At 63.8% G+C, this 20,900-nt stretch carries 24 protein-coding genes and 1 pseudogene; 16 read left to right on the plus strand and 9 right to left on the minus strand.

Features of this window, described 5'->3' with window-relative positions:
* Positions 1–53 precede the first annotated feature (53 nt).
* The 10 genes from B5525_RS16560 to B5525_RS16605 all read left to right on the plus strand — a co-directional run bounded on the left by B5525_RS16560 (position 54) and on the right by B5525_RS16605 (position 7,512).
* The gene (locus B5525_RS16560) at positions 54–656 is read left to right on the plus strand and encodes a permease (protein WP_079566966.1); all 603 of its coding nucleotides are present in this window, start codon (positions 54–56) and stop codon (positions 654–656) included.
* On the plus strand, positions 653–1,153 hold the full coding sequence (locus B5525_RS16565) for a hypothetical protein (RefSeq protein ID WP_079566967.1): 501 nt from the start codon (positions 653–655) through the stop codon (positions 1,151–1,153). Before B5525_RS16560 ends, B5525_RS16565 begins: the two co-directional genes overlap by 4 nt.
* A gap of 68 nt (positions 1,154–1,221) precedes the next feature.
* Complete coding sequence (locus B5525_RS46335) at positions 1,222–1,413, plus strand: hypothetical protein (protein WP_079566968.1); 192 nt, start codon at positions 1,222–1,224, stop codon at positions 1,411–1,413.
* A 2-nt stretch (positions 1,414–1,415) separates the two neighbouring features.
* Entirely contained in the window at positions 1,416–2,174 is a 759-nt protein-coding gene (locus B5525_RS16575; protein ID WP_079566969.1) for a metal ABC transporter ATP-binding protein, read from the plus strand.
* Positions 2,174–3,043, plus strand: a complete 870-nt coding sequence (locus tag B5525_RS16580; RefSeq protein WP_079566970.1) for a metal ABC transporter permease — start codon at positions 2,174–2,176, stop codon at positions 3,041–3,043. The genes B5525_RS16575 and B5525_RS16580 overlap by 1 nt, the downstream gene beginning before the upstream one ends.
* 11 nt (positions 3,044–3,054) lie before the next feature.
* Positions 3,055–3,930, plus strand: coding sequence for a metal ABC transporter solute-binding protein, Zn/Mn family (locus B5525_RS16585; RefSeq protein WP_079566971.1), 876 nt, complete (start codon positions 3,055–3,057; stop codon positions 3,928–3,930).
* Between the two features lie 58 nt (positions 3,931–3,988).
* Complete coding sequence (locus B5525_RS16590) at positions 3,989–5,023, plus strand: CobW family GTP-binding protein (protein ID WP_079566972.1); 1,035 nt, start codon at positions 3,989–3,991, stop codon at positions 5,021–5,023.
* Positions 5,023–6,042, plus strand: coding sequence for a WD40 repeat domain-containing protein (locus B5525_RS16595; RefSeq protein ID WP_079566973.1), 1,020 nt, complete (start codon positions 5,023–5,025; stop codon positions 6,040–6,042). Before B5525_RS16590 ends, B5525_RS16595 begins: the two co-directional genes overlap by 1 nt.
* A 91-nt stretch (positions 6,043–6,133) precedes the next feature.
* On the plus strand, positions 6,134–6,469 hold the full coding sequence (locus B5525_RS16600) for a hypothetical protein (RefSeq protein WP_079566974.1): 336 nt from the start codon (positions 6,134–6,136) through the stop codon (positions 6,467–6,469).
* Between the two features lie 302 nt (positions 6,470–6,771).
* Positions 6,772–7,512: an acetoacetate decarboxylase gene (locus tag B5525_RS16605; RefSeq protein WP_079566975.1), complete on the plus strand. Its 741-nt coding sequence runs from the start codon at positions 6,772–6,774 to the stop codon at positions 7,510–7,512.
* 166 nt (positions 7,513–7,678) lie between these two features.
* Here B5525_RS16605 and B5525_RS16610 read toward each other — a convergent pair whose 3' ends face one another.
* From B5525_RS16610 to B5525_RS16630, 6 genes are all read right to left on the minus strand, one after another.
* Positions 7,679–9,109, minus strand: coding sequence for a homospermidine synthase (locus B5525_RS16610; RefSeq protein WP_079566976.1), 1,431 nt, complete (start codon positions 9,107–9,109; stop codon positions 7,679–7,681).
* A gap of 45 nt (positions 9,110–9,154) precedes the next feature.
* Entirely contained in the window at positions 9,155–9,544 is a 390-nt protein-coding gene (locus B5525_RS16615) for a RidA family protein (RefSeq protein WP_079566977.1), read from the minus strand.
* Between the two features lie 65 nt (positions 9,545–9,609).
* Entirely contained in the window at positions 9,610–9,777 is a 168-nt protein-coding gene (locus B5525_RS45360) for a hypothetical protein (protein ID WP_172899900.1), read from the minus strand.
* 12 nt (positions 9,778–9,789) lie between these two features.
* Complete coding sequence (locus B5525_RS16620; RefSeq protein ID WP_079566978.1) at positions 9,790–10,398, minus strand: GNAT family N-acetyltransferase; 609 nt, start codon at positions 10,396–10,398, stop codon at positions 9,790–9,792.
* A gap of 125 nt (positions 10,399–10,523) precedes the next feature.
* Positions 10,524–11,666 carry a type III PLP-dependent enzyme gene (locus tag B5525_RS16625; protein ID WP_079566979.1) on the minus strand — a complete coding sequence of 381 codons (1,143 nt, stop codon included), beginning with the start codon at positions 11,664–11,666 and terminating at the stop codon, positions 10,524–10,526.
* 672 nt (positions 11,667–12,338) lie between these two features.
* Entirely contained in the window at positions 12,339–12,599 is a 261-nt protein-coding gene (locus tag B5525_RS16630; protein WP_079566980.1) for a hypothetical protein, read from the minus strand.
* 142 nt (positions 12,600–12,741) lie between these two features.
* Between B5525_RS16630 and B5525_RS16635 the strand changes: the two genes are divergently transcribed.
* The 3 genes from B5525_RS16635 (at position 12,742) to B5525_RS16645 (ending at position 15,798) form a co-directional block, all read left to right on the plus strand.
* A complete protein-coding gene (locus B5525_RS16635; protein ID WP_079566981.1) occupies positions 12,742–14,832 on the plus strand; it encodes a M3 family metallopeptidase in 2,091 nt (696 codons plus the stop codon).
* Between the two features lies 1 nt (position 14,833).
* On the plus strand, positions 14,834–15,481 hold the full coding sequence (locus tag B5525_RS16640) for a DUF1007 family protein (protein ID WP_425305271.1): 648 nt from the start codon (positions 14,834–14,836) through the stop codon (positions 15,479–15,481).
* A 65-nt stretch (positions 15,482–15,546) separates the two neighbouring features.
* Positions 15,547–15,798 (plus strand): hypothetical protein, encoded by a 252-nt coding sequence (locus tag B5525_RS16645; RefSeq protein ID WP_079566983.1) that lies wholly within the window; start codon positions 15,547–15,549, stop codon positions 15,796–15,798.
* 71 nt (positions 15,799–15,869) lie between these two features.
* Here the strand turns inward: B5525_RS16645 and B5525_RS16650 are convergent, their stop codons facing one another.
* A complete protein-coding gene (locus B5525_RS16650; RefSeq protein WP_079566984.1) occupies positions 15,870–16,268 on the minus strand; it encodes an MAPEG family protein in 399 nt (132 codons plus the stop codon).
* A 249-nt stretch (positions 16,269–16,517) separates the two neighbouring features.
* Here B5525_RS16650 and hemH point away from each other — a divergent pair, with 249 nt between their 5' ends.
* From hemH to B5525_RS16665, 3 genes are all read left to right on the plus strand, one after another.
* Positions 16,518–17,558, plus strand: a complete 1,041-nt coding sequence (gene hemH / locus B5525_RS16655; protein WP_079566985.1) for a ferrochelatase — start codon at positions 16,518–16,520, stop codon at positions 17,556–17,558.
* A gap of 179 nt (positions 17,559–17,737) precedes the next feature.
* Complete coding sequence (locus B5525_RS16660; RefSeq protein ID WP_079566986.1) at positions 17,738–18,736, plus strand: SPFH domain-containing protein; 999 nt, start codon at positions 17,738–17,740, stop codon at positions 18,734–18,736.
* 16 nt (positions 18,737–18,752) lie between these two features.
* Positions 18,753–19,199: an NfeD family protein gene (locus B5525_RS16665; protein WP_079566987.1), complete on the plus strand. Its 447-nt coding sequence runs from the start codon at positions 18,753–18,755 to the stop codon at positions 19,197–19,199.
* Positions 19,200–19,246: 47 nt separating this feature from the next.
* On the opposite strand, the pseudogene B5525_RS16670 reads toward B5525_RS16665, so the two are convergent.
* Both B5525_RS16670 and B5525_RS16675 read right to left on the minus strand, forming a co-directional pair.
* Positions 19,247–20,393, minus strand: a pseudogene (locus B5525_RS16670) (IS4 family transposase).
* A gap of 153 nt (positions 20,394–20,546) precedes the next feature.
* Entirely contained in the window at positions 20,547–20,882 is a 336-nt protein-coding gene (locus B5525_RS16675; protein WP_079566988.1) for a winged helix-turn-helix transcriptional regulator, read from the minus strand.
* Positions 20,883–20,900 lie beyond the last annotated feature (18 nt).

Raw genomic sequence — 20,900 nt, forward strand, 5'->3', positions numbered from 1 at the left:
ACTGGCCGGCGAGACTAAGCAGGGTCAGCCCCACCCCGCGACAGACCCCAGCCTTGTCAGAACATCCCCTGAAAGACCCGGCGCCCGCCGACGACGCCGCGGATGCCGAGCCGCGCCCCGGACACATTCGGAAACCGATCGGCTGGTCGATGATCGTGATCGCGGCGCTTGTCGCGGTCAGCGCGACGCTGGTGTGGCGGCGCGACGGCATCAGCGGCGTCACCGACATCCTGACCCACGATCTCTCGCTGTTCGGCGGCATCCTGCCGCGCGTGCTGGCGGGCTGTCTGCTCGGCGCCTTCATCGCCGAGGTCCTTCCGCATGAGAAGGTGTCGCGGTCGCTCGGGCCCAAATCCGGACTGAAGGGATTGCTGATCGGGGCCGCGTTCGGGGCGATCCTGCCGGGCGGGCCGTTCACCGCCTATCCGGTGGCGAGCGCGCTGCTCGCGGTCGGCGCCGATTTCGGCGCCACCATCGCCATGGTGGTGAGCTGGACCCTGATCGGCTACGGCCGGGCCATCGCCTGGGAATTGCCGATCATGGGCACCGAGTTCACGCTGTGGCGCATCGTGATCTCGCTGCCGCTGCCGGTGCTAGCGGGCGCGCTCGGCCGTTTTGTCTATGTCCGGATCTATCCGAAGGGCGAGCCGGAATGAGCTCGGCCCTGATCATCGACGTCATTCTGTGGGCGTCGGTTGCCGCGGTCGGGTTTATCGCGTTCCGCCGCGGCCCGACGGTGCTCAAGGCTTCGCTGCGCGAAGGCACCATGGACTTCATCAACATCGTGCCGCGCATCGCGCTCGGCGTGATCGGCTCGGGCTATATCGCCGCCGTGATCCCGCAGGAGATCATCACCGGCTGGCTGGGGCCGGATTCCGGCTGGCTCGGCGTGCTGACCGCCACCATCGCCGGCGCTGCCACCCCGGGCGGACCGGTGATCGGCTTTTCCATCGGCGCCGTGGCGATGAAGGCCGGCGGCGGCCCGCCGCAGGTGATCGCCTATGTGATCGCCTGGGCGCTGTTCGCCTTCCAGCGCCTGCTGTTGTGGGAAATCCCGTTCATGCCGGCCCGCTTCGTCTGGTTCCGCGCGGCGGTGTCGCTGCCGTTTCCGTTCCTGGCCGCGGCCATCGCGATGGCGATCGGGAAGCCGTAAGGCCTGCCAAAATCGTCGGAAACCGGGGTCGGTGGACACCCGTAATGTTATAATATAACATTTTTTCGATGACAGGTTCCCACGACCACAGCCACTACGCGCACGGGCATGTGCCCGTCCACCGCCATGGGCCGGCCTCGCCGCATCCGGCGCAGGCAGCACCCTGGTCGATCCTGCGCATGACGGTGCTGTCCCGCCTTGCCGCCGCGGTCGTCGTGAGCGCCGTGTTGTGGGCGGTCGTGTGGTTGGCGATGAGGTGAGCATGACCGCGCAAATCAAATTCAGCGATGTCACGCTCGGCTACGACCGGCATCCGGCGGTGCATCATCTCGACGGCGAGGTCGCGCCCGGCGCGCTGCTCGCGGTGATCGGCCCCAACGGCGCCGGCAAGTCGACGCTGTTTCGCGGGCTGGTCGGCATCCTTAAACCCCTGGCGGGCTCGATCGCGACCGGCGGCCTCGACGCCCGGGATATCGCCTATCTGCCACAGACGGTGGACATCGACCGCAGTTTTCCGATCTCGGTGTATGATTTCGTCGGCACCGGACTGTGGCGCGCGACCGGCTTCTTCGGCGGCATCGGCAAGGCCGCGCGCGAGAAGATCGTGCATGCGCTCGCAGCCGTAGGCCTCAACGGCTTTGAAAATCGCCCGATCGGCACGCTGTCGGGCGGCCAGATGCAGCGCATGCTGTTTGCGCGCGTGCTGCTGCAGGACGCCCGCCTGATCGTGCTGGATGAGCCTTTCAACGCCATCGACGCCAGGACCTCGGCCGACCTGCTTGATCTTGTCAGGCGCTGGCACGCCGAGAAGCGCACGGTGCTGGCGGCGCTGCACGACATGGAGCTGGTGCGCGCCAATTTCCCCGAAACCCTGCTGCTGGCGCGTGGGCCGGTCGCCTGGGGCGCAACGGCCGAGGTGCTGACCCCGGAAAACCTGCTGGAAGCCCGTCGCATGTGCGAGGCGTTCGACGATTCGGCCCCCGCCTGCGCCGTGGACGATCTGCCGTCGCGGGCCGCCTGATGATTTACGACGCGCTGATCGCGCCCTTCACCGAATTCGAGTTCATGCGCCGGGCGCTTGCGGCGGTGATCGCGCTGTCGCTCGGCGGGGCGCCGATCGGCGTATTCTTGATGCTGCGGCGGATGAGCCTGGTCGGCGACGCCATGGCGCATGCGATCCTGCCGGGAGCGGCGATCGGCTTTTTGCTATCGGGCCTCAATCTGTTTGCGATGACCACGGGCGGGCTGGTCGCGGGGTTTACCGTGGCCATTCTCGCCGGCATGGTCTCCCGCTCGACCGGGCTCAAGGAGGACGCTTCGCTGGCCACCTTCTATCTGGTGTCGCTGGCGCTCGGCGTGACCATCGTTTCGATCAAGGGCACCAATATCGATCTGTTGCACGTGCTGTTCGGCAATATCCTGGCGATGGACGACCCGACCTTGCTGGTGATTGCGTCCAACGCCACCATCACGCTGTTGGTGCTGGCGATGATCTACCGCCCGCTGGTGATCGAGAGCGTCGATCCCATATTCCTGCGTACGGTGAGCCGCGCCGGCGCGCCGTCGCATCTGGCGTTCCTCGCGCTGGTCGTCATCAACCTCGTCAACGGCTTTCAGGCGCTCGGCACGCTGCTGGCGGTCGGGCTGATGATCCTGCCGGCGGGCATCGCGCGGTTCTGGTCGCGCGACATCACCGGCATGATCTGCATCGCGGTTTTAAGCGCGATCCTGTCTGGCTATGCGGGGCTGGTGCTGTCGTTCGAGACCAAAGTGCCGTCGGGCCCGGCGATCATCCTGACGGCGGCGGCGCTCTATGTCGGCTCGGTGTTTTTCGGCAGCGTCGGCGGCCTGTTCCGGCAGATGTTTCCCGGCCGCCACCTCGAAGCGTAGCGGGAGGAGCGATGCGGCGTTTTCGACTTTGGCTGATCTGTGTGGTGATCGCCGCGGCGGTTGCGCCGGTGCATGGGCAGGAGCGTGTCAAGGTCGTCGCGAGTTTTTCCATCCTTGGTGATTTCGTGAAGAATGTCGGCGGCGATCGCGTCGACGTCACCACCCTGGTGGGTCCCAATGGCGATGTCCATGTCTATGACCCGGCGCCATCGGATGCGAAGACGATTGCGGGTGCAAGGCTTCTGGTGATCAACGGCCTTGGTCTCGAAGGCTGGCTGCCGCGGCTGCTACAATCCTCCGGCGGCAAGGCGGCGATTATCACCGCCACCAGGGGCATCGCGCCGCTCAAGGTCGGCTCCGACGCCGATCCGCACGCCTGGCAGTCGGTTGTCGATGCGAAGATTTATGTGACGAATATCAGCGATGCACTTGCCGCCGCCGACCCCGCCGATGCCGGGGTCTTTCGCGCCAACGCGCGAGATTATCTGACAAAGCTCGACGCGCTCGACGGCGAGGTGCGCGAGGCCGTGGCCAAGATCCCGCCCAGCCGGCGCAAGGTGATCTCGACCCATGACGCCTTCGGCTATTTTGCCGCCGCCTATGGCATCGAGTTCGTCGCGCCGCTCGGCGTTTCCACGGAATCCGAGGCCAGCGCCCGCGATATCGCCGGGATCATCACAGAGATCAAAAGGCAAAAAATTCCAGCTGTGTTTCTTGAAAATATCAGCGATCCCCGGCTGATCCGGCGGATATCGGCCGAGACCGGCGCCAGGGTCGGCGGGACGCTGTATTCCGACAGTTTGACGGGCGAAAAGGGCGATGCCCCCACTTACATTGAACTGGTCAGGCACAATATAAAGGCTCTGACCGCCACGCTGGCCGATTAGGGCAGGGGCCCTCCCTGCTGCCGGCGCAGCTCACCAAATTACCGCTTGCGGAGATAGTATGTCCGATTTGACCTCCCAGAAAATTCCCGTGACCGTGCTGACCGGCTATCTCGGCGCCGGCAAGACCACCCTCTTGAACCGGATCCTGTCGGAAAACCACGGCAAGAAATACGCCGTGATCGTCAACGAATTCGGCGAGATCGGCATCGACAATGATTTGATCATCGGCGCCGACGAGGAAGTGTTCGAGATGAACAATGGCTGCGTGTGCTGCACCGTGCGCGGCGATCTGGTGCGCATCCTCGAGGGCCTGATGAAGCGCAAGGGCAAGTTCGACGCCATCATCGTTGAGACCACGGGGCTGGCCGATCCGGCGCCGGTGGCACAGACTTTCTTCGTCGACGAGGACGTGCAGAAGAACGCTCGGCTCGACGCGGTCGTCACCGTGGCCGACGCCAAATGGCTGAGCGACCGGCTCAAGGATGCTCCGGAAGCCAAGAACCAGATCGCCTTTGCCGACGTCATCGTGCTCAACAAAACCGATCTCGTGAGCAAAGCCGAACTGGCCGAGGTCGAGGCCCGGATCCGCGCCATCAACCCCTATGCAAAACTGCATCGCACCGAGCGTTGCCAAGTGGCGCTAACGGACGTGCTGGAGCGCGGCGCGTTCGATCTCGACCGCATCCTCGAGCTAGAGCCGGAGTTTCTCGAGGAGGGCTCCGACCACGATCATCACCACGACCACCATCATCACGATTATGACCACGGTCACGGCCTGAACCACTACCATGACGAGGACATGCAATCGCTGTCGCTGCGGTCGGACAAGCCGCTTGACGCGACCAAATTCATGCCCTGGCTGCAGAACTTGGTCGCCAGCGAAGGCCAAAAGATCCTGCGCTCGAAGGGCATCCTTGCCTTCAGCGACGATGACGACCGCTATGTCTTCCAGGGCGTGCACATGATGCTGGAGGGCGATCACCAGCGGGCCTGGAAGGAGGGTGAGCCGCGCGAGAGCCGTCTCGTCTTCATCGGCCGCGAATTGCCCGAACAGACGATCCGGGACGGCTTCGAGCGCTGCATCACCACGTGATGACACAGTTCGATCCCGGCGAACATTCCGCCTCCATCGCGTCGGTCACCGACCGGGTGCGCACCGTCGAGATCGGGGCGCCCGTCACCGCGGTGCACTTTCTGGGCGAGAACGCGGCCTTTGTCGGCGCCGAGGAAAACGTTTTCCTCGTGAGCGCGCAAGGCGAGGTGACGCCAGTGGCGGCCCACGGCGGCGGCATCTTGTGCGCGGCTTCCGACGGGACGCGTCTCGTCACCGGCGGCGACGACGGCAAACTGGTTTCGCTCGACAGCAAAGGCGAGGTGACGCTGCTCGCGACTGACCCAAAGCGGCGCTGGATCGACAATGTCGCGCTGCATCCCGATGGCGCGTTCGCGTGGTCGGCGGGGAAGACCGCCTTTGTCCGCAGCAGCAAGAGCGAGGATAAATCGTTCGACGCGCCCTCGACGGTCGGCGGGCTGGCGTTTGCGCCAAAGGGCCTGCGCCTTGCGGTCGCGCATTATAACGGCGTGAGCCTGTGGTTTCCCAACATGGCGGCCAAGCCCGAAATTCTGGAATGGGCGGGCTCGCATCTGGCCGTCACCTTCAGCCCCGACAACAAGTTCCTGGTCACGGCGATGCATGAGCCGGCGCTGCATGGCTGGCGGCTCGCCGACAACCGGCACATGCGCATGACCGGCTATCCCGGCCGGGTCCGCTCGATGTCCTGGAGCGCGGGCGGCAAGGCGCTGGCGACCTCCGGTGCCGACACCGTGATCCTGTGGCCCTTCGCCAGCAAGGACGGCCCGATGGGCAAGGAGCCGGCGATGCTGGCGCCGCTACAGGCGCGCGTCTCCGCGGTCGCCTGCAATCCGAAGCAGGACATCTTCGCCGCCGGCTACAGCGACGGCACCGTCCTGATGGTCCGGATGGAAGACGGTGCGGAAATTCTGGTGCGCCGAAACGGCCCGGCGGCAGTGGCAGCGCTGGCGTGGAACGCCAAGGGCACGCAGCTCGCCTTTGCCGCCGAGGATGGCGATTCCGGCCTGCTGGAGTTTTAGGCGCCATTGTTCGGCGTTCCCAGGGTCATTGGTTCCCCGGGGAACAATGCCCTTTTGCATCCGTTGATTCCGCAACAATGGCGGTGACCAGATGTCTGCGGACGACAGGAAACGTACTCTGGCGAGGGATCTGCTGCTCGCGGCCGTGATGGTCACCGCGGGCTTGGCGGTATCCGGGTTGGCTCTGACCAAGCTTCGGGCCAGCCACACCGCCGAGATGGCGCAGGCCACCCAGCCGTTGCAGTCGTCCCCGCCTGCCGATCAGGACAAGACGCCGCCCGCGGAGTCGAAGCCCGGCGGCGAGCGCCCGACCACGCCGGCCCCCGAGCCGGCCCGCCCCAACGCGGAGGCGCAGAAGGAAGGCGCCAAGCCGGTGCTGCCGCCCGCGCCGGCGGAGAAGATGGCGCCGCCGATCCAGCAGAAATAGCTGGGTCATTCCGAGCCCCCGAGTACGGAACGCCGGTTCATATTCAACTGTCATGCCCCGCGAAGGCGGGGCATCCAGTATTCCGCGGCAGCTGAAGGGACTCGAGACGCCGGCGTTTACTGGATCATCCGCCTCCGCGGATGATGACAGCGAATTCTTGGCGTGCGCCCCCGAATGACGGGCGAGTCGCGGCCGCTGACGTTGTTTTGACTGAAGCTGCCGGTTCTACAGTCTCGCTTGTGTCACCTTGCCGCCCCATAATCGGGCCCCGCGACAAGCGCAAATGACAGAAGGGGCCGACGATGAAAATCGACGATGTCAGGCGAAACGCCTATTCGATGCCGTTGACCAATCCGGCGTTTCCGCCGGGACCTTACCGGTTCTACAACCGCGAATATTTCGTCATCACCTATCGCACCGACCCCGAGGCGCTGGCCGCCGTGGTGCCGGAGCCGCTCGAAATCATGGATTCAGTGGTCAAATACGAATTCATTCGGATGCCCGACTCGACCGGCTTCGGCGATTACACCGAAACCGGACAGGTGATCCCGGTGCGCTTCAACGGCGAGGAGGGGGCCTATACGCATGCGATGTATCTCGACGACGAAGGGCCGATCGCCGGCGGCCGCGAGCTCTGGGGATTTCCGAAGAAATTGGCAAGACCGAAGATTGAAGTCGAAAGCGATGTTCTGGTGGGAACGCTGCATTATGGCTCGGTGCTCTGCGCCTCCGCCACGATGGGCTACAAGCACCGCCCGGCCGATCATGACGCCGTGCTCAAAAGCATGAAGGCGCCGAATTTTATCCTGAAGATCATTCCGCATGTCGATGGCAGTCCGCGGATCTGCGAATTGGTGCGTTTTTCGCTCGAAGAGATCACCTTGAAAGAGTCCTGGATCGGCCCCGCCGCGCTCGGCCTGTTCCCGCACGCGCTTTGCGATGTAGCAAAACTGCCGGTGCGCGAGGTGGTCTCGGCCCTGCATTTCAAGGCGGATCTGACCTTGGGGCTGGGATCGGTGGCGTTCGATTATCTGAAGAAATAGAACCGCGCTCGGCCGTCGCGCTTCAACTGTGATGCCCGCGCACGCGGGCATCCAGTACGCCGGTACGTTCGTGAGACTCGAGATGTCGGTGTCTGCTGGGCACCCGCCTTCGCGGGTGACGACAATCGGGGGTGAAACGGCGCGGCAGATCTCGCCGTCGTCACGTTCACCGCACCAGCACGTTCCTGAACTGCCAGGGATCGCTCGTGTCGATATCTTCCGGAAACAGTCCCGGGCGATCGGTCAGCGGCGTCCAGTCGGTATAGAAACCCTTTACCGGCCCGAGATACGGCGTCTGGATTTCCAGGCAGCGGCGGAAATCCATTTCGTCGGCCTCGACGATTCCTTCGGTCGGGTTTTCCAGCGCCCACACCATGCCGGCGAGCACCGCCGACGACACCTGCATGCCGGTGGCGTTCTGGTAGGGCGCGATCTGGCGGGTTTCCTCGATCGAGAGCTGCGAACCGTACCAGTAGGCGTTCTTGCCGTGGCCATAGAGCAGCACGCCGAGTTCGTCGATGCCGTCCTCGATCTCGTCCTCGGTGAGGATTCGCCAGGACGGCTGCATCTTGCCGGCGGCGCCGAACATCTCGTGCACCGACAGTACCGCGTCGTTGGTTGGATGATAGGCATAGTGGCAGGTCGGGCGGTAGATCACATTGCCGCCGTCACGCACGGTGAAGTAATCGGCGATCGAGATCGACTCGTTATGGGTGACGAGAAAGCCGTATTGCGCGCCCGGCGTCGGGCACCAGGAACGCACCCGGGTGTTGGCGCCGGCCTGCAGCAGATAGATCGCCGCACCGCAGCCATCATGGTGGGTGCGGCCATTGTCCGGCATCCACGTCTCATGGGTACCCCAGCCGAGTTCGGCCGGCTGCATGCCCTCGGACACGAAGCCTTCGACCGACCAGGTGTTGACGAACACGTTGATCGGTTTCGGCTTCTTGGCGCGCTGGGTGTCGCGCTCGGCGATATGGATGCCTTTGACGCCGAGCTTGTGGGCGAGTTGGCCCCAGCCCTCCCGGCTCTTCGGCTCGTTGAAAGGCGTGTTGGTGTCGCGGGCGATGTCGAGCAGCGCCTGCTTGACGAACCACGACACCATGCCGGGATTGGCGCCACAGGTGGAAACTGCGGTGGTGCCGCCCGGATTCCTGTGCTTGGCCGCCAGCAGCGTCTCGCGCAGCGCGTAATTCGAGCGCTTGTCGGTGCCAATACTCTTGTCGAAATAGAAGCCGAGCCACGGTTCCACGACGGTGTCGATATAGAGCGCGCCGATCTCCCGGCACATGCTCATGATATCGACTGAGGAAGTGTCGACCGACAGGTTGACGCAAAAGCCCTGGCCGCCGCCGGCGGTGAGCAAGGGCACCAGCACCTCGCGGTAATTGTCTTTTGTGATGGCCTGCTTGATGAAGCGCACGCCGTGCTGTTTTGCCAGTTCGCCATCCTCGTGCGGGTCGATGATGACGAAGCGGGATTTGTCGTAGGCAAAGTGCCGCTCGATCAGCGGCATGGTGCCTTTGCCGATCGAACCGAAACCGATCATGACTATGGGGCCGGAAATTTTCGCATGGATTTGCGCGGGCGGGCTCATCAATCTGTCTCCGAAAATATGGATGTGTTTGGCAGCGAAGGGGGATCAGGCAGTGCGCCGCTTTGCGGTGACTTCGATTTCGATCTTCATCTCGGGCTTGTAGAGGCCCACGACCACCAGCAGCGTCGCGGCCGGTCGGATGTCGCCAAGAACCTCGCCGCAGACCGCGAAATGGGCGTCGGCATCCCCAGCGTCGGTGATGTAATAGGTCGCGCGGACGATGTCGGCCATCGCGAAGCCGCCCTCTTTCAAGGCAGCCTCGATGGTCTTGAAGCAGTTGCGTGACTGGCTCGTGACATCGGGCGGCATGGTCATGGTGGCGTAGTCGTAGCCGGTGGTGCCGGCGACGAACGCGAAATCGCCATCGATGACGGCGCGGCTGTAGCCGGCGGTCTTCTCAAAGGGGGAGCCGGTGGAGATGAGACGGCGTGACATCTGGACCTCGAGTTAAGTATTTTGGGCGGTTTACGGGCTTTTTGCCGGTGCGCGCAACCGCTAACTCACCGGGAACGTTGCGTCACGTCGCTGGCCGGGGGCGTGGCAGGCCCCCATCGGCGCACGAAGATATCCCGGACGATCATGACCGCGATCAGGATCACGAGGATCGTGGTGATGGTCCGCCCGCGCGGGTTCGGCGTGTCGCGCGTCGTGGGCTGGTCTTGTGCCATGACATTGGGCAATCAGGCGGCGCGCCGGGCCGGCCGCGCCGCCCTGGCACGGCGAGGCTTGGCTTCCACCGATGCGCCGGTCGGTGCGATCATCCCGCTGGCGCCGTGGAGCGCGCCCTCGCGCAGTTCGAGAGCGAGCAGGCGGTCGCGCTCGAACGGGCCGGGCAGCGACAGTTCGCCGGTCTTCTGCGCGGAGAAGCCGAAGCGGGTGTAATAGGGCGCGTCGCCGAGCAGGAGCACCGTGCCATGGCCGGCCGCTTCGGCGGCCGCCAGCGCCTGACGCATCAGCGCGGCCCCAACACCGAACTCCCGGCACGACGGATCGACCGCCAGCGGGCCCAGCACCAACGCCGGCACGCCCCCGGCGCTGACGTGCCACAACCGCAGCGTCCCGACCAGCCGACCTTTCTCTCCATCCTGGCGCACCGCCGAGAAGGCGAGGCCTTCGGCGGGCGCGCGTCCGTCGCGCAGGCGCTGGCAGGTGCGCAGATGGCGATTTAAGCCAAAGCAGGCATCGAGCAGCGCTTCACGGGCAGCGACGTCCGAGGCACGCTCCGCACGGATCGCGAACGGAGCTGCGTCGGAAGAGAGGGTGATCCGGGTCTTGCGCAAAGCAGTCATGGCACGTCAGTCCCCGCTTCCCGACGGCAGCAAGCCGCGCGGGAGCGTTGTCAGTAAATTCGCATGTGAAGGGAGGGGAGCCGGCGGACCGGCTCCCGGGTTATTCTGGCCTCTGGGAGGCTACCTCAGATGTGGTAGGTCCGCAGCGGCGGGAAACCGTTGAAGGCCACCGACGAGTAGGTCGACGTATAGGCGCCGGTGCCCTCGATCAGCAGCTTGTCGCCGATCTCGAGCGTCACCGGCAGCGGGTACGGCATCTTCTCGTACAGCACGTCGGCGGAATCGCAGGTGGGCCCTGCGAGCACGCACGGCGTCATGTCCGCGCCGTCATGGGGGGTGCGGATGGCGTAGCGGATCGACTCGTCCATCGTCTCGGCGAGACCGCCGAACTTGCCGATGTCGAGATAGACCCAGCGCACCTCGTCCTCGTCGCTCTTCTTGGAGATCAGAACGACTTCGGTCTCGATGATGCCGGCATTGCCGACCATGCCGCGTCCCGGCTCGATGATGGTCTCCGGGATCTGGTTGCCGAAATGCTTGCGCAGCGCGCGGAAGATCGAGCGGCCGTACTGCACGACCGGCGGCACGTCCTTGAGGTACTTGGTCGGGAATCCGCCGCCCATGTTGACCATGGACAGGTTGATGCCGCGTTCGGCGCAGTCGCGGAACACGGTGGAGGCCATCGCCAACGCGCGGTCCCACGCCTTCACCTTGCGCTGCTGCGAGCCGACATGGAACGAGATGCCGTACGGCTCCAGCCCGAGACGCTTGGCGAGGTCGAGCACCTCGACCGCCATCTCCGGATCGCAGCCGAACTTGCGCGACAGCGGCCATTCGGCGCCGGCGCAGTCATAGAGGATGCGGCAGAACACCTTGGCGCCGGGGGCGGCACGGGCGATCTTCTCGACCTCGGCGCTGCAATCGACCGAAAACAGGCGAATGCCGAGCGCGAAGGCGCGCGCAATGTCGCGCTCCTTCTTGATCGTGTTGCCATAGGAGACCCGCTCCGGCGACGCACCGGCGGCCAGCGCCATCTGGATTTCGACGACCGAGGCGCAGTCGAAGCACGAGCCCACCGAGGCCAGCAGCGACAGCACTTCCGGCGCCGGATTGGCCTTCACCGCGTAGAACACGCGGCTGTCCGGCAGCGCCTTGGCGAAGCTCTGATAGTTGTCGCGCACGACTTCGAGGTCGACGACGAGGCACGGCTCGACGTCCTGGCCCTCGTTACGGCGGTTGCGCAGGAATTCCTGGATACGTTCGGTCATAGTAGCACCCTCCCAAACGGCCCCAGCGACGGGGACACGTTCAAAAATGATCTCGGATCAAAGCATCCCGGCCACTTCGCGCGATGGAGGCGCGACGGGGCCAAAAAGCTCAGACCGAATTGTGCTGCCGTGGATTGGTTGGGAATGATCCCGCCCGCACACCTGGCAATGAAGGACAAGCCTCTTCGGTATTCGCGCCGGCTGGTGGAAAGCCGGCAGAGACCAAAAAAGCCCGATCCGTCGTTGCTTTAAGTCGCGTCCCCCGTTGAGAACGAGGTGCGCCGGTTCGCCTCCGGCTGCCAGTCACGGTTGCAAGGGGTGAAGGGACCTTCAACGGCATCTCTTGAGAGAGATGCTGGCCTCTCAAGTCTCGCGACTTGGTTGACCCTCGGTTCTTCATCCCTTGGCGGCTGTCCGGCCTCTTGTCCGGATACCTACCGACTGACACACGACCACAGGCACGTGCGAAATTGGGCAAGTCCGCACATAAGGGTTTTGACTCTGCTTCGCAAGATTTTTTTTAGGCTGAGGAGAAATTTCCCTAACAGCTGCTTTCACTGTGGCTGTGGGAGCGCGCCCGCGGCGCTGAAAATGAACAGGCATTAAGTTTTGCCAGCGAAGCGTGAGCATCCGACGCTGGCGCGGGCCGCGGCTCGCTCGTGCGAGGCCTGCTTACGCGCGGCGCGTGAACGGCTCGACACGCTGGGCGGCGCGGATGAATGCCGCCATCACGAAGACGCCGAGTGCGAACAGCACGGCCTGCAGGATGTGCGCGCCGGTGTCGTCCAGACCGAACAGGATCGCCAGCGCCCAGCCGCCGGCGAACGCCGCGCCGAACACTTCGGCGCCGATCAGGATCGCCGCGGAGATGACGGTGATGACGCTTTGCCAGATGATCTGGCGGGGCGCGGTCGGAGAGGGCTGAACGTTCATGAATTCTCGTCCTGTTTTCGAGCCGCAATCTCTATGAAAAGGCCCGCTGTATCAAGCGTAAAAGGCCCAAAAAAGCCCGATCGCGTGATATAACGGGCAGCGCAGATTTGGCACGCAAACGGGCAAGCAAACGGGATTAACGATGTCGGAAACCCAGCAAACGACGGCCGCCGCACAGGCCCAGGCAAACCCGCTTCTGAAGGCGTGGCAGACGCCGTTCGAGACCCCGCCGTTCGCGGAGATCGCGCCGGAACATTTCCTCCCGGCCTTCGAGCGGGCCTTCGCCGATCACGCAGCCGAGATCGCGGCCATCGAGCACGACCCGGCGGCGCCGGACTTCGCCAACACCATCACGGCGCTGGAGCGCTCCGGGAAACTGCTCTCCAGGGTGTCGGGAGTGTTCTACGATCTGGTATCGGCGCACTCCAATCCGGCGCTGCTCGAGATCGACAAGGAGGTGTCGCTGCGAATGGCGCGGCACTGGAACCCGATCATGATGAACGCGGTGCTGTTCGGCCGGATCGCCATGCTGCACGACAACCGCGCCAGGCTGGGTCTGACCGGCGAGGAGCTGCGGCTCTTGGAGCGCACCTATACCCGCTTCCACCGCGCCGGCGCCGGCCTCGACGAGGTGGCCAAGAAGCGGATGGCCGAGATCAACGAGCGGCTGGCCCATCTCGGCACCGCCTTCAGCCATCATCTGCTCGGCGACGAGCAGGACTGGTTTATGGAGCTTGCGGAGACCGATTTCGCCGGCCTTTCCGACAGTTTTGTCGCAGCTGCCAGAGCCGCCGCCACCGAGCGCGACATGCCGGGCAAGGCGATCGTGACGCTGTCGCGTTCCTCGGTCGAGCCGTTCCTGAAGAGCTCGAGCCGGCGCGAGCTGCGCGAGAAGGCCTACAAGGCCTTCACCGCGCGCGGCGACAACGGCAACGCCAACGACAACAACGAAACCATCCTGGAGATCCTGAAGCTGCGCGAGGAGAGCGCCAAGCTCCTGGGCTTCCCGACCTTTGCCGCCTACCGGCTTGAGGATTCCATGGCCAAGACCCCGGAAGCCGTCCGCGGCCTGCTCGAGCGGGTCTGGAAGCCCGCCCGGGCCCGGGCGATGCGGGATCGCGACGACCTGCAGGCGCTGGTCGCGCAGGAAGGCGGCAACTTTGCCCTCGCCCCATGGGACTGGCGCTATTACGCCGAAAAGCTGCGCCAGGTCAGAGCCAATTTCGACGACGCCGCCATCAAGCCGTACCTCGCGCTCGACCACATGATCGAGGCGGCGTTCGACTGCGCCACGCGGCTGTTCGGCGTCAGCTTCACCGAGCGCAGGGATGTCCCGGTCTGGCACCCGGACGTGCGGGTCTGGGAGGTCAAGGACAGTGCCGGCCGCTACAAGGCGCTGTTCTATGGCGACTATTTTGCCCGGCCCTCGAAACGCTCGGGCGCCTGGATGACGTCCTTGCGCGACCAGCAGAAGCTCGACGGCGAGGTCGCACCCCTGGTCATCAATGTCTGCAACTTCTCCAAGGGCGCCGACGGCGAACCGTCGCTGCTGTCGCCCGACGACGCGCGCACGCTGTTCCACGAATTCGGCCACGGCCTGCACGGCATGCTGTCGAACGTGACTTATCCCTCGCTGTCCGGCACGAGCGTGTTCACCGATTTCGTCGAACTGCCCTCGCAGCTCTACGAGCACTGGCAGGAGCAGCCGCAGGTGCTGCGGCAGTTCGCCCGGCACTACCAGACCGGCGAGCCGCTGCCGGACGACCTCTTGCAGCGCTTCCTTGCCGCGCGCAAGTTCAACCAGGGCTTTGCCACCGTGGAATTCGTCTCCTCGGCGCTGGTCGATCTCGAATTCCACTCCCAGCCGGCGTCGGCAATTTCCGATGTGCGGGCGTTCGAACGGCAGGAGCTGGCAAAGATCGGCATGCCCGCGGAGATCTCGCTGCGGCACCGGCCGACCCAGTTCGGTCATATCTTTTCCGGCGATCATTATGCGGCGGGCTATTACAGCTACATGTGGTCGGAGGTGATGGACGCCGACGCGTTCGGCGCCTTCGAGGAGGCCGGCAATATCTTCGATCCGCCGACCGCGAAACGCCTGCTCGACGACATCTATTCCTCCGGCGGCTCGCGCGATCCCGAAGATGCCTACGTCGCCTTCCGCGGCCGGGAGCCGGAACCCGACGCGCTGCTGCGCCGGCGCGGCCTTCTGGAAACGCCCGAGGCCGCCTGAGGTGAAGGGCGCGCTGCGCGGGTTCGTCGCGTTGCTGGTGCTGGCCGGCGCCGTCGCACTTTGCGGGCGGGCCGCGCAGGCGCATCCCCATGTCTGGATCACCGCGACCAGCGAGCTGATCTACGCCCCCGACGGCGCGATCACGGGCGTGCGCCATGCCTGGACCTTCGACGACATGTTTTCGACCTATGCCCTGCAGGGCATCGAGGCCAGGACCAAGGGCGTCTATAGCCACGAGGAGCTGGCGCCCCTGGCGCAGACCAATGTCGAGTCGCTGAAGGAATATGGCTTCTTCACATTTGCCAAGGCCGACGGCAAGAAGGAAAAATTCCAGGAACCGGTCGACTACTATCTTGAATACAGGGATAGCCTGCTGACCCTGCATTTCACGCTGCCGCTGAAGGCGCCTGTGAAATCGAAGGAGCTGGTGCTGGAAGTGTTCGATCGCGAGTTCTTCATCGACTTCAAATACGCCGAGAAGGATCCGATAAAACTGGTCGGGGCGCCCGCCGCCTGCCAGATCAGCTTCCAGCGGCCAAACGACGGCTCCGCCAGTGCCCAGAAGCTCGGCGAACAGTCTTTCGCCAGCGGCGATAATTCCAATTTCGGCATGATGTTCGCCAACAAGATCACGGTGCAATGCCCGTGATGAACCCATAGTCGAGCCCGCGCGACAAACCCACGACCAGTGTCGGCAAGGGTTGCTATCGCATCGTGATCAAGATAAATCCGCACATCTGGTACGTGTCGATCTACATTCCACACCAGGAGAACACCGGACACTACTCGCGTCGCTCCCGGACCTTTGCCAGCGAATCCGCGGCCAAACAGTTTGCCGCGGCCCAGATCGCCGCAGGCGCCGACGTGAGCGCGGGAACAATCAATCCCTTTCTGCCAAAGCGAGTTGTCGGGCCGTCCGGAATTGAAAGCTGGCTTTCGGAAGAGACCGGCAATCGCGCAAGCTGAGTCGCCGGCAGCCGGCGCAGACTGCTTGTCCCGCGATATCGCCGCGCGACGCGCGTCACCTGTTTATAAGCTTAGCCCGGCCAGAAGCCGTGTATCAGCGGCATGAAGAAGATCGCCAGGTTGATCGCAAAGCCGAGGCTCCACAGGATCGAGCGCAGCGTCGGGCGGTTGCCGAGATAGGTGAGGACATAGGCGATCCGCACGATCAGGAACAGCACCGCCAGCTCGTCGATCGGCCGTTGCGGTCCGGCGCGGAATTCCGCCAGCAGCACCGCGATGGCAAAGAACGGAAACGCCTCGATGCCGTTCTGATGGGCGCCCAGCGCGCGCGCACGGATCGGGTCGGCATAGAAGGCGGGATCGCGCGGTTTTGAATTGTCAAAGCGGCGAAACCCGATCCATTTCACGGATGCGATCGTCAGCAGATAGAGCATCAGCGTTCCGAAAACGCACCATTCGGCGACCGTCATGGCTTCCCCCGACCCGCACAAGGCTTTGATAGCAAGGCTTGGATAGCAAGGCTTGGATAGTAAGGCTTGGACAGTACCGAACGGGCCATTATCTTGACAAGGATAGTCCAACGCGCGTAGCCACCGGCGTCATGCCGGCGAAGGCGGGCATCCAGTAATCGCCGGCGTCAGTTATTGAGCCGAATTGGCACGCAGTACTGGATCGTCCGCCCACGGGGACGATGACGGCGGGGTGATAGAAGGGAAATCATGACTGCGGTTGTTCCCATCGAGCAAGCAAAGCTTGCGGCTGCCGAAAACAGGGCGGAGCGCGTCGGCGTGCTGCTGGTCAATCTCGGCACCCCCGACACCGCCGACGCCAAGGGCGTGCGCATTTATCTGAAGGAATTTCTCAGCGACGCCCGGGTGATCGAGGACCAGGGGCTGCGGTGGAAACTGATACTTAACGGCATCATCCTGCGCGTCCGCCCCGCCCGCAAGGCGCGCGACTATTTGAAGATCTGGAATACCGAGAAGAACGAATCTCCGCTGAAAACCATCACCCGCTCGCAATCCGACAAGCTGGCTCGCAGCATCGCCGACCACGACCACATTGAGGTGGATTGGGCGATGCGCTACGGCAACCCGTCGATTCGCGCGGGGATCGAGGCGTTGATCGCGCGGGGCTGTGATCGCCTGCTGGTGGTGCCGCTCTATCCGCAGTATTCCGCGGCGACGTCGGCGACCGTGTGCGACGAAGTGTTCCGGGTGCTCGCTCGTATGCGCGCGCAGCCGACCTTGCGGGTGACGCCGCCCTATTACGACGATCCTGATTATATCGAGGCGCTGGCGGTTTCGATCGACGCGCATCTCAAGACGCTGCCGTTTCAGCCGGAGCTGATCGTGGCCTCGTTCCACGGCATGCCGCAGAAATATGTCGACAAGGGCGACCCCTATCAGGCGCAATGCATCGCCACCACGGAAGCGCTGCGCAAGCGCATGGGCCTCGATGCCTCAAAACTGCTTTTGACCTTCCAGTCGCGTTTCGGCTTCGACGAGTGGCTAAAACCCTACACCGACAAGACCATGGAGCGACTGGCGAAGGAAGGCCTGCGCCGCATCGCGGTGATTACCCCCGGCTTCTCCGCCGATTGCCTGGAAACGCTGGAAGAGATCGCGCAGGAAAACGCCGAGATCTTCAAGCACAATGGCGGCGAGCAGTTTGCCTTCATCCCCTGCCTGAACGACAGCGATCCCGGCATGGACGTCATCCGGCAACTGGTCTTGCGCGAGTTGCAGGGCTGGATTTGACGGCTGGATTTAAGTTAACGATACGGGATTCACTGCCCGGATTCAGCCGCCATACATCTGGCGGCCTGCAAACTCGCCCCTACCTGTATTTGAAAAGCGCGAACTGAACCGGCGCCGCCGGTATACAGACAAACAAGCGCGCGCCCCGGGCGCGATTCGTGCCGGGCAGTGGAGGGTTTATGACCGGGTTTGATATTTTCGCCATTGCGCTGGTGCTGCTGGTTATTTTCACGCTGATCGCCGGCGTCAAGACGGTGCCGCAGGGCTACGACTGGACCATCGAGCGGTTCGGCAAATACACCCGCACCCTGGCGCCGGGGCTCAACATTATCGTTCCCTATTTCGACCAGGTCGGCCGCAAGATGAACATGATGGAGCAAGTCATCAACATCCCCGAGCAGGAGGTGATCACCAAGGACAACGCCACCGTGACGGTGGACGGCGTCGCTTTCTTCCAGGTGTTTGACGCCGCCAAGGCAAGCTACGAGGTCTCCAACCTCAACCAGGCGATCATCGTCTTGACCATGACCAATATCCGCTCGGTGATGGGCGCGATGGACCTCGACCAGGTGCTGTCGCATCGCGACGAGATCAACGAGCGGCTGTTGCGCGTCGTCGACGCCGCGGTGTCGCCGTGGGGGCTCAAGGTCAACCGCATCGAGATCAAGGACATCGTGCCGCCCGCCGACCTCGTGGAAGCGATGGGACGGCAGATGAAGGCCGAGCGCGTCAAGCGCGCCGACATCCTGCAGGCGGAGGGCCAACGCCAATCGGAAATCCTGCGCGCCGAGGGCGCCAAGCAGGGCCAGATCCTGCAGGCCGAAGGCCGCAAGGAGGCCGCGTTCCGCGACGCCGAGGCGCGCGAACGCTCCGCGGAAGCCGAGGCCAAGGCGACGCAGATGGTCTCTGAGGCCATTGCAAAAGGCGACGTCGCCGCGCTGAACTATTTTATCGCCGACAAATACATCAAGGCATTCGGGCAGCTTGCGGATTCGCCGAACCAGAAGATCATCATGCTGCCGATCGAGGCGATGAGCATATTGGGATCGCTCGCCGGTATCGGCGAGATTGCCAAGGCGACGTTCGGGGAAAGTACCGCATCGGCGCAGGCCGCCGCAAGACGCGCCTCGGTGCCGCCGGCAGGTCCTACACCGCCACCCGTGACGCCGCGGCCATGACCGGAAAGTTGATCCCATGACCGACATGTTCTCTACACTGGGTACCTGGAACTGGCTGATCTTCGGCGTCGTGCTGATGGCGCTGGAGTTGCTCGCGCCCGGGGTGTTTCTGTTCTGGCTCGGGCTTGCCGCGCTGTTGGTCGGGCTGTTGTCGTTCCTGATCACTCCGTCCTGGCAGACGCAGATCCTGATGTTTGCGATCTTTGCCGCCTGCGCGGTGCCGCTGTGGCGGCGCATCGCGCGTTCCGGCAAGGCGGTCAGCGCCAGCAATCCGTTCCTCAACAAGCGCGCCGGCGCGCTGGTCGGGCGGGTATTCACGCTGGAAAAGCCGATCATCGACGGCGCCGGCACGGTGCGGATCGACGATACGATCTGGCGCGTCGCCGGCCCCGACGCGCCCGCCGGCAGCCGCGTCCGAATCGTGCAGGCCGACGGCGCCAGCCTGACGGTGGCGGCGGCGTGACTCGCTTTAACCTCGCCCCGCAAGAGCGCAGGGCTGTCCGGGGAAACTCAGACATAGCAGAACTCCAGCTGGTTGGGGGAGTTTCTGAGTTTGGGGCGACTGGGGTTGACGGGCGGCGGTTTGTCGATGGTGGCAATTGATCGACGCGTGAACAGGAGCTGGCTGACGAGTTCAGCCAGCCTAATCGGAAGCATGGCGATGCAGTTTTGTCCGTGCGGCGATGCGCAACAGCAGGTAGGCAATCATCGCAGCGAGAACTTGCAGGCGGATCGCATTGTCGTTGTTGCCCAGGAACTTGCGAATATCTAGATGCTGCTTGATCCAGCGGAATAGCAGTTCGATTTGCCAACGGCTCTTGTAGAGGGCTGCGATCTCGACGGCCGTGCGAGCCAGATCGTTAGTGAGAAGCGTAATCACGCCACCTCTTTCGCGCCTGACCTTGATGCGGCGCAACGGTATCGGTAATCGCGAATCACCCTTGCTCGTGAGTTTGACCTCGTCATCGGCGACGATCTCGAAGCCGTCCCCCTTCCGCTTGCGGATGGTGCGATGCTTGACCGCCCTGAAACGGATCCGCGTCTTCGTCCGGGTGACGAAGAAAGCCTTGCTGTCGTTGATCTTCTGCCACCAGTCGAAGCGGCAATATCCCTTGTCGAATACGTAGGTCGTGCCAGCCTGGATTGGGATTTGACGGCCGATCTCGACGTCATTGACGTTCGCTGGCGTCACCTCCACACAACTCGGGACATCATCCAGGGGGTCATAGACGACGTGCAGCTTCATGCCGCGGATGCGGCCGTTCCACTTCGCCCAGGAGCAGACCTTGCCGAGCGGGATCGGGCTGGCGTCGATTAGGCGCACCATCTCCTTGCCTTCACAGCGCAGCTGCCGGCTTGCCATCGCCGTCAGGTTCGCAAAGGTTTGCGCAAAAATGCCGACCGGACGGCGGATATTAGCATCCGACAACGTCGAGCGGGACAGCTGCCCGGTCCCCAAATGATAGTGGTGCTGCGGATTGGCGTTGAACCCTGCCACCACCCCGCGCAGACTGTCGTTACCGCTCAGCTGCGCGTAGATCAGCGCCACCAAATGATCCCAACTCTTGAACGACTTGTCGTAGGCGTCCCCATCCAGACTATCCACAGCCGCCTGGAACTGCCGTCGATTGATCGGTTCACTATCACGAAACCGCATGCTCGGTCCTTCTGTGTCTCGACAACCAGAAAAGACCGATTTGCCTCGGTCCAACCGAGCATGCACCGTGACATAGTGAATCATTCCCCGGACAGCCCTGCGCAAGAGCGGGGCGAGGGAGAAGTAGCCGGCATCACCACAAACACTCGCTTGCTAGCCTTTGCTCCATCGTTCCGCAAAGCGGTGCAGCGGTAGGAAGTTTTCCTCCAGCTCCTTGCCCGACGGCGTGAGGCCATAACCCTCCGCCGGCAGCAGCTCGACAAAACCCGCTTCCCGCAGCTCCGACAGCCGCGCCTGCAGCACGGTGGGGGAAGCTTCATCGCAGGCGGTCCGCAGCGCGCGCGACGTCAGCGGCCCGTCGCGCAGTTCCCAGAGGATCCGCAAGGTCCAGCGCCGGCCCAACAGGTCGAGCAGCGCCATGATCGGCCGGCCCGTCCTCGAGCCGCGCACGCCGCGTTTTTTCTCTGGTTTCTTCCCTGCTTTTTTCATGGCTGAGGCTCGTTTCGG

The organism is Bradyrhizobium erythrophlei, from assembly GCF_900129505.1.
Taxonomy (GTDB): Bacteria; Pseudomonadota; Alphaproteobacteria; order Rhizobiales; family Xanthobacteraceae; genus Bradyrhizobium; species Bradyrhizobium erythrophlei_D.

Bases quoted from the DNA above. Each gene is read 5' to 3' on its own strand.
- B5525_RS16565 (WP_079566967.1), top strand. From the start codon at position 653: ATGAGCTCGGCCCTGATCATCGACGTCATTCTGTGGGCGTCGGTTGCC.
- B5525_RS46335 (WP_079566968.1), top strand. From the start codon at position 1,222: ATGACAGGTTCCCACGACCACAGCCACTACGCGCACGGGCATGTGCCC.
- B5525_RS16575 (WP_079566969.1), top strand. From the start codon at position 1,416: ATGACCGCGCAAATCAAATTCAGCGATGTCACGCTCGGCTACGACCGG.
- B5525_RS16580 (WP_079566970.1), top strand. From the start codon at position 2,174: ATGATTTACGACGCGCTGATCGCGCCCTTCACCGAATTCGAGTTCATG.
- B5525_RS16585 (WP_079566971.1), top strand. From the start codon at position 3,055: ATGCGGCGTTTTCGACTTTGGCTGATCTGTGTGGTGATCGCCGCGGCG.
- B5525_RS16590 (WP_079566972.1), top strand. From the start codon at position 3,989: ATGTCCGATTTGACCTCCCAGAAAATTCCCGTGACCGTGCTGACCGGC.
- B5525_RS16595 (WP_079566973.1), top strand. From the start codon at position 5,023: ATGACACAGTTCGATCCCGGCGAACATTCCGCCTCCATCGCGTCGGTC.
- B5525_RS16600 (WP_079566974.1), top strand. From the start codon at position 6,134: ATGTCTGCGGACGACAGGAAACGTACTCTGGCGAGGGATCTGCTGCTC.
- B5525_RS16605 (WP_079566975.1), top strand. From the start codon at position 6,772: ATGAAAATCGACGATGTCAGGCGAAACGCCTATTCGATGCCGTTGACC.
- B5525_RS16610 (WP_079566976.1), bottom strand. From the start codon at position 9,109: ATGAGCCCGCCCGCGCAAATCCATGCGAAAATTTCCGGCCCCATAGTC.
- B5525_RS16615 (WP_079566977.1), bottom strand. From the start codon at position 9,544: ATGTCACGCCGTCTCATCTCCACCGGCTCCCCCTTTGAGAAGACCGCC.
- B5525_RS45360 (WP_172899900.1), bottom strand. From the start codon at position 9,777: ATGGCACAAGACCAGCCCACGACGCGCGACACGCCGAACCCGCGCGGG.
- B5525_RS16620 (WP_079566978.1), bottom strand. From the start codon at position 10,398: ATGACTGCTTTGCGCAAGACCCGGATCACCCTCTCTTCCGACGCAGCT.
- B5525_RS16625 (WP_079566979.1), bottom strand. From the start codon at position 11,666: ATGACCGAACGTATCCAGGAATTCCTGCGCAACCGCCGTAACGAGGGC.
- B5525_RS16630 (WP_079566980.1), bottom strand. From the start codon at position 12,599: ATGAACGTTCAGCCCTCTCCGACCGCGCCCCGCCAGATCATCTGGCAA.
- B5525_RS16635 (WP_079566981.1), top strand. From the start codon at position 12,742: ATGTCGGAAACCCAGCAAACGACGGCCGCCGCACAGGCCCAGGCAAAC.
- B5525_RS16650 (WP_079566984.1), bottom strand. From the start codon at position 16,268: ATGACGGTCGCCGAATGGTGCGTTTTCGGAACGCTGATGCTCTATCTG.
- hemH (WP_079566985.1), top strand. From the start codon at position 16,518: ATGACTGCGGTTGTTCCCATCGAGCAAGCAAAGCTTGCGGCTGCCGAA.
- B5525_RS16660 (WP_079566986.1), top strand. From the start codon at position 17,738: ATGACCGGGTTTGATATTTTCGCCATTGCGCTGGTGCTGCTGGTTATT.
- B5525_RS16665 (WP_079566987.1), top strand. From the start codon at position 18,753: ATGACCGACATGTTCTCTACACTGGGTACCTGGAACTGGCTGATCTTC.
- B5525_RS16675 (WP_079566988.1), bottom strand. From the start codon at position 20,882: ATGAAAAAAGCAGGGAAGAAACCAGAGAAAAAACGCGGCGTGCGCGGC.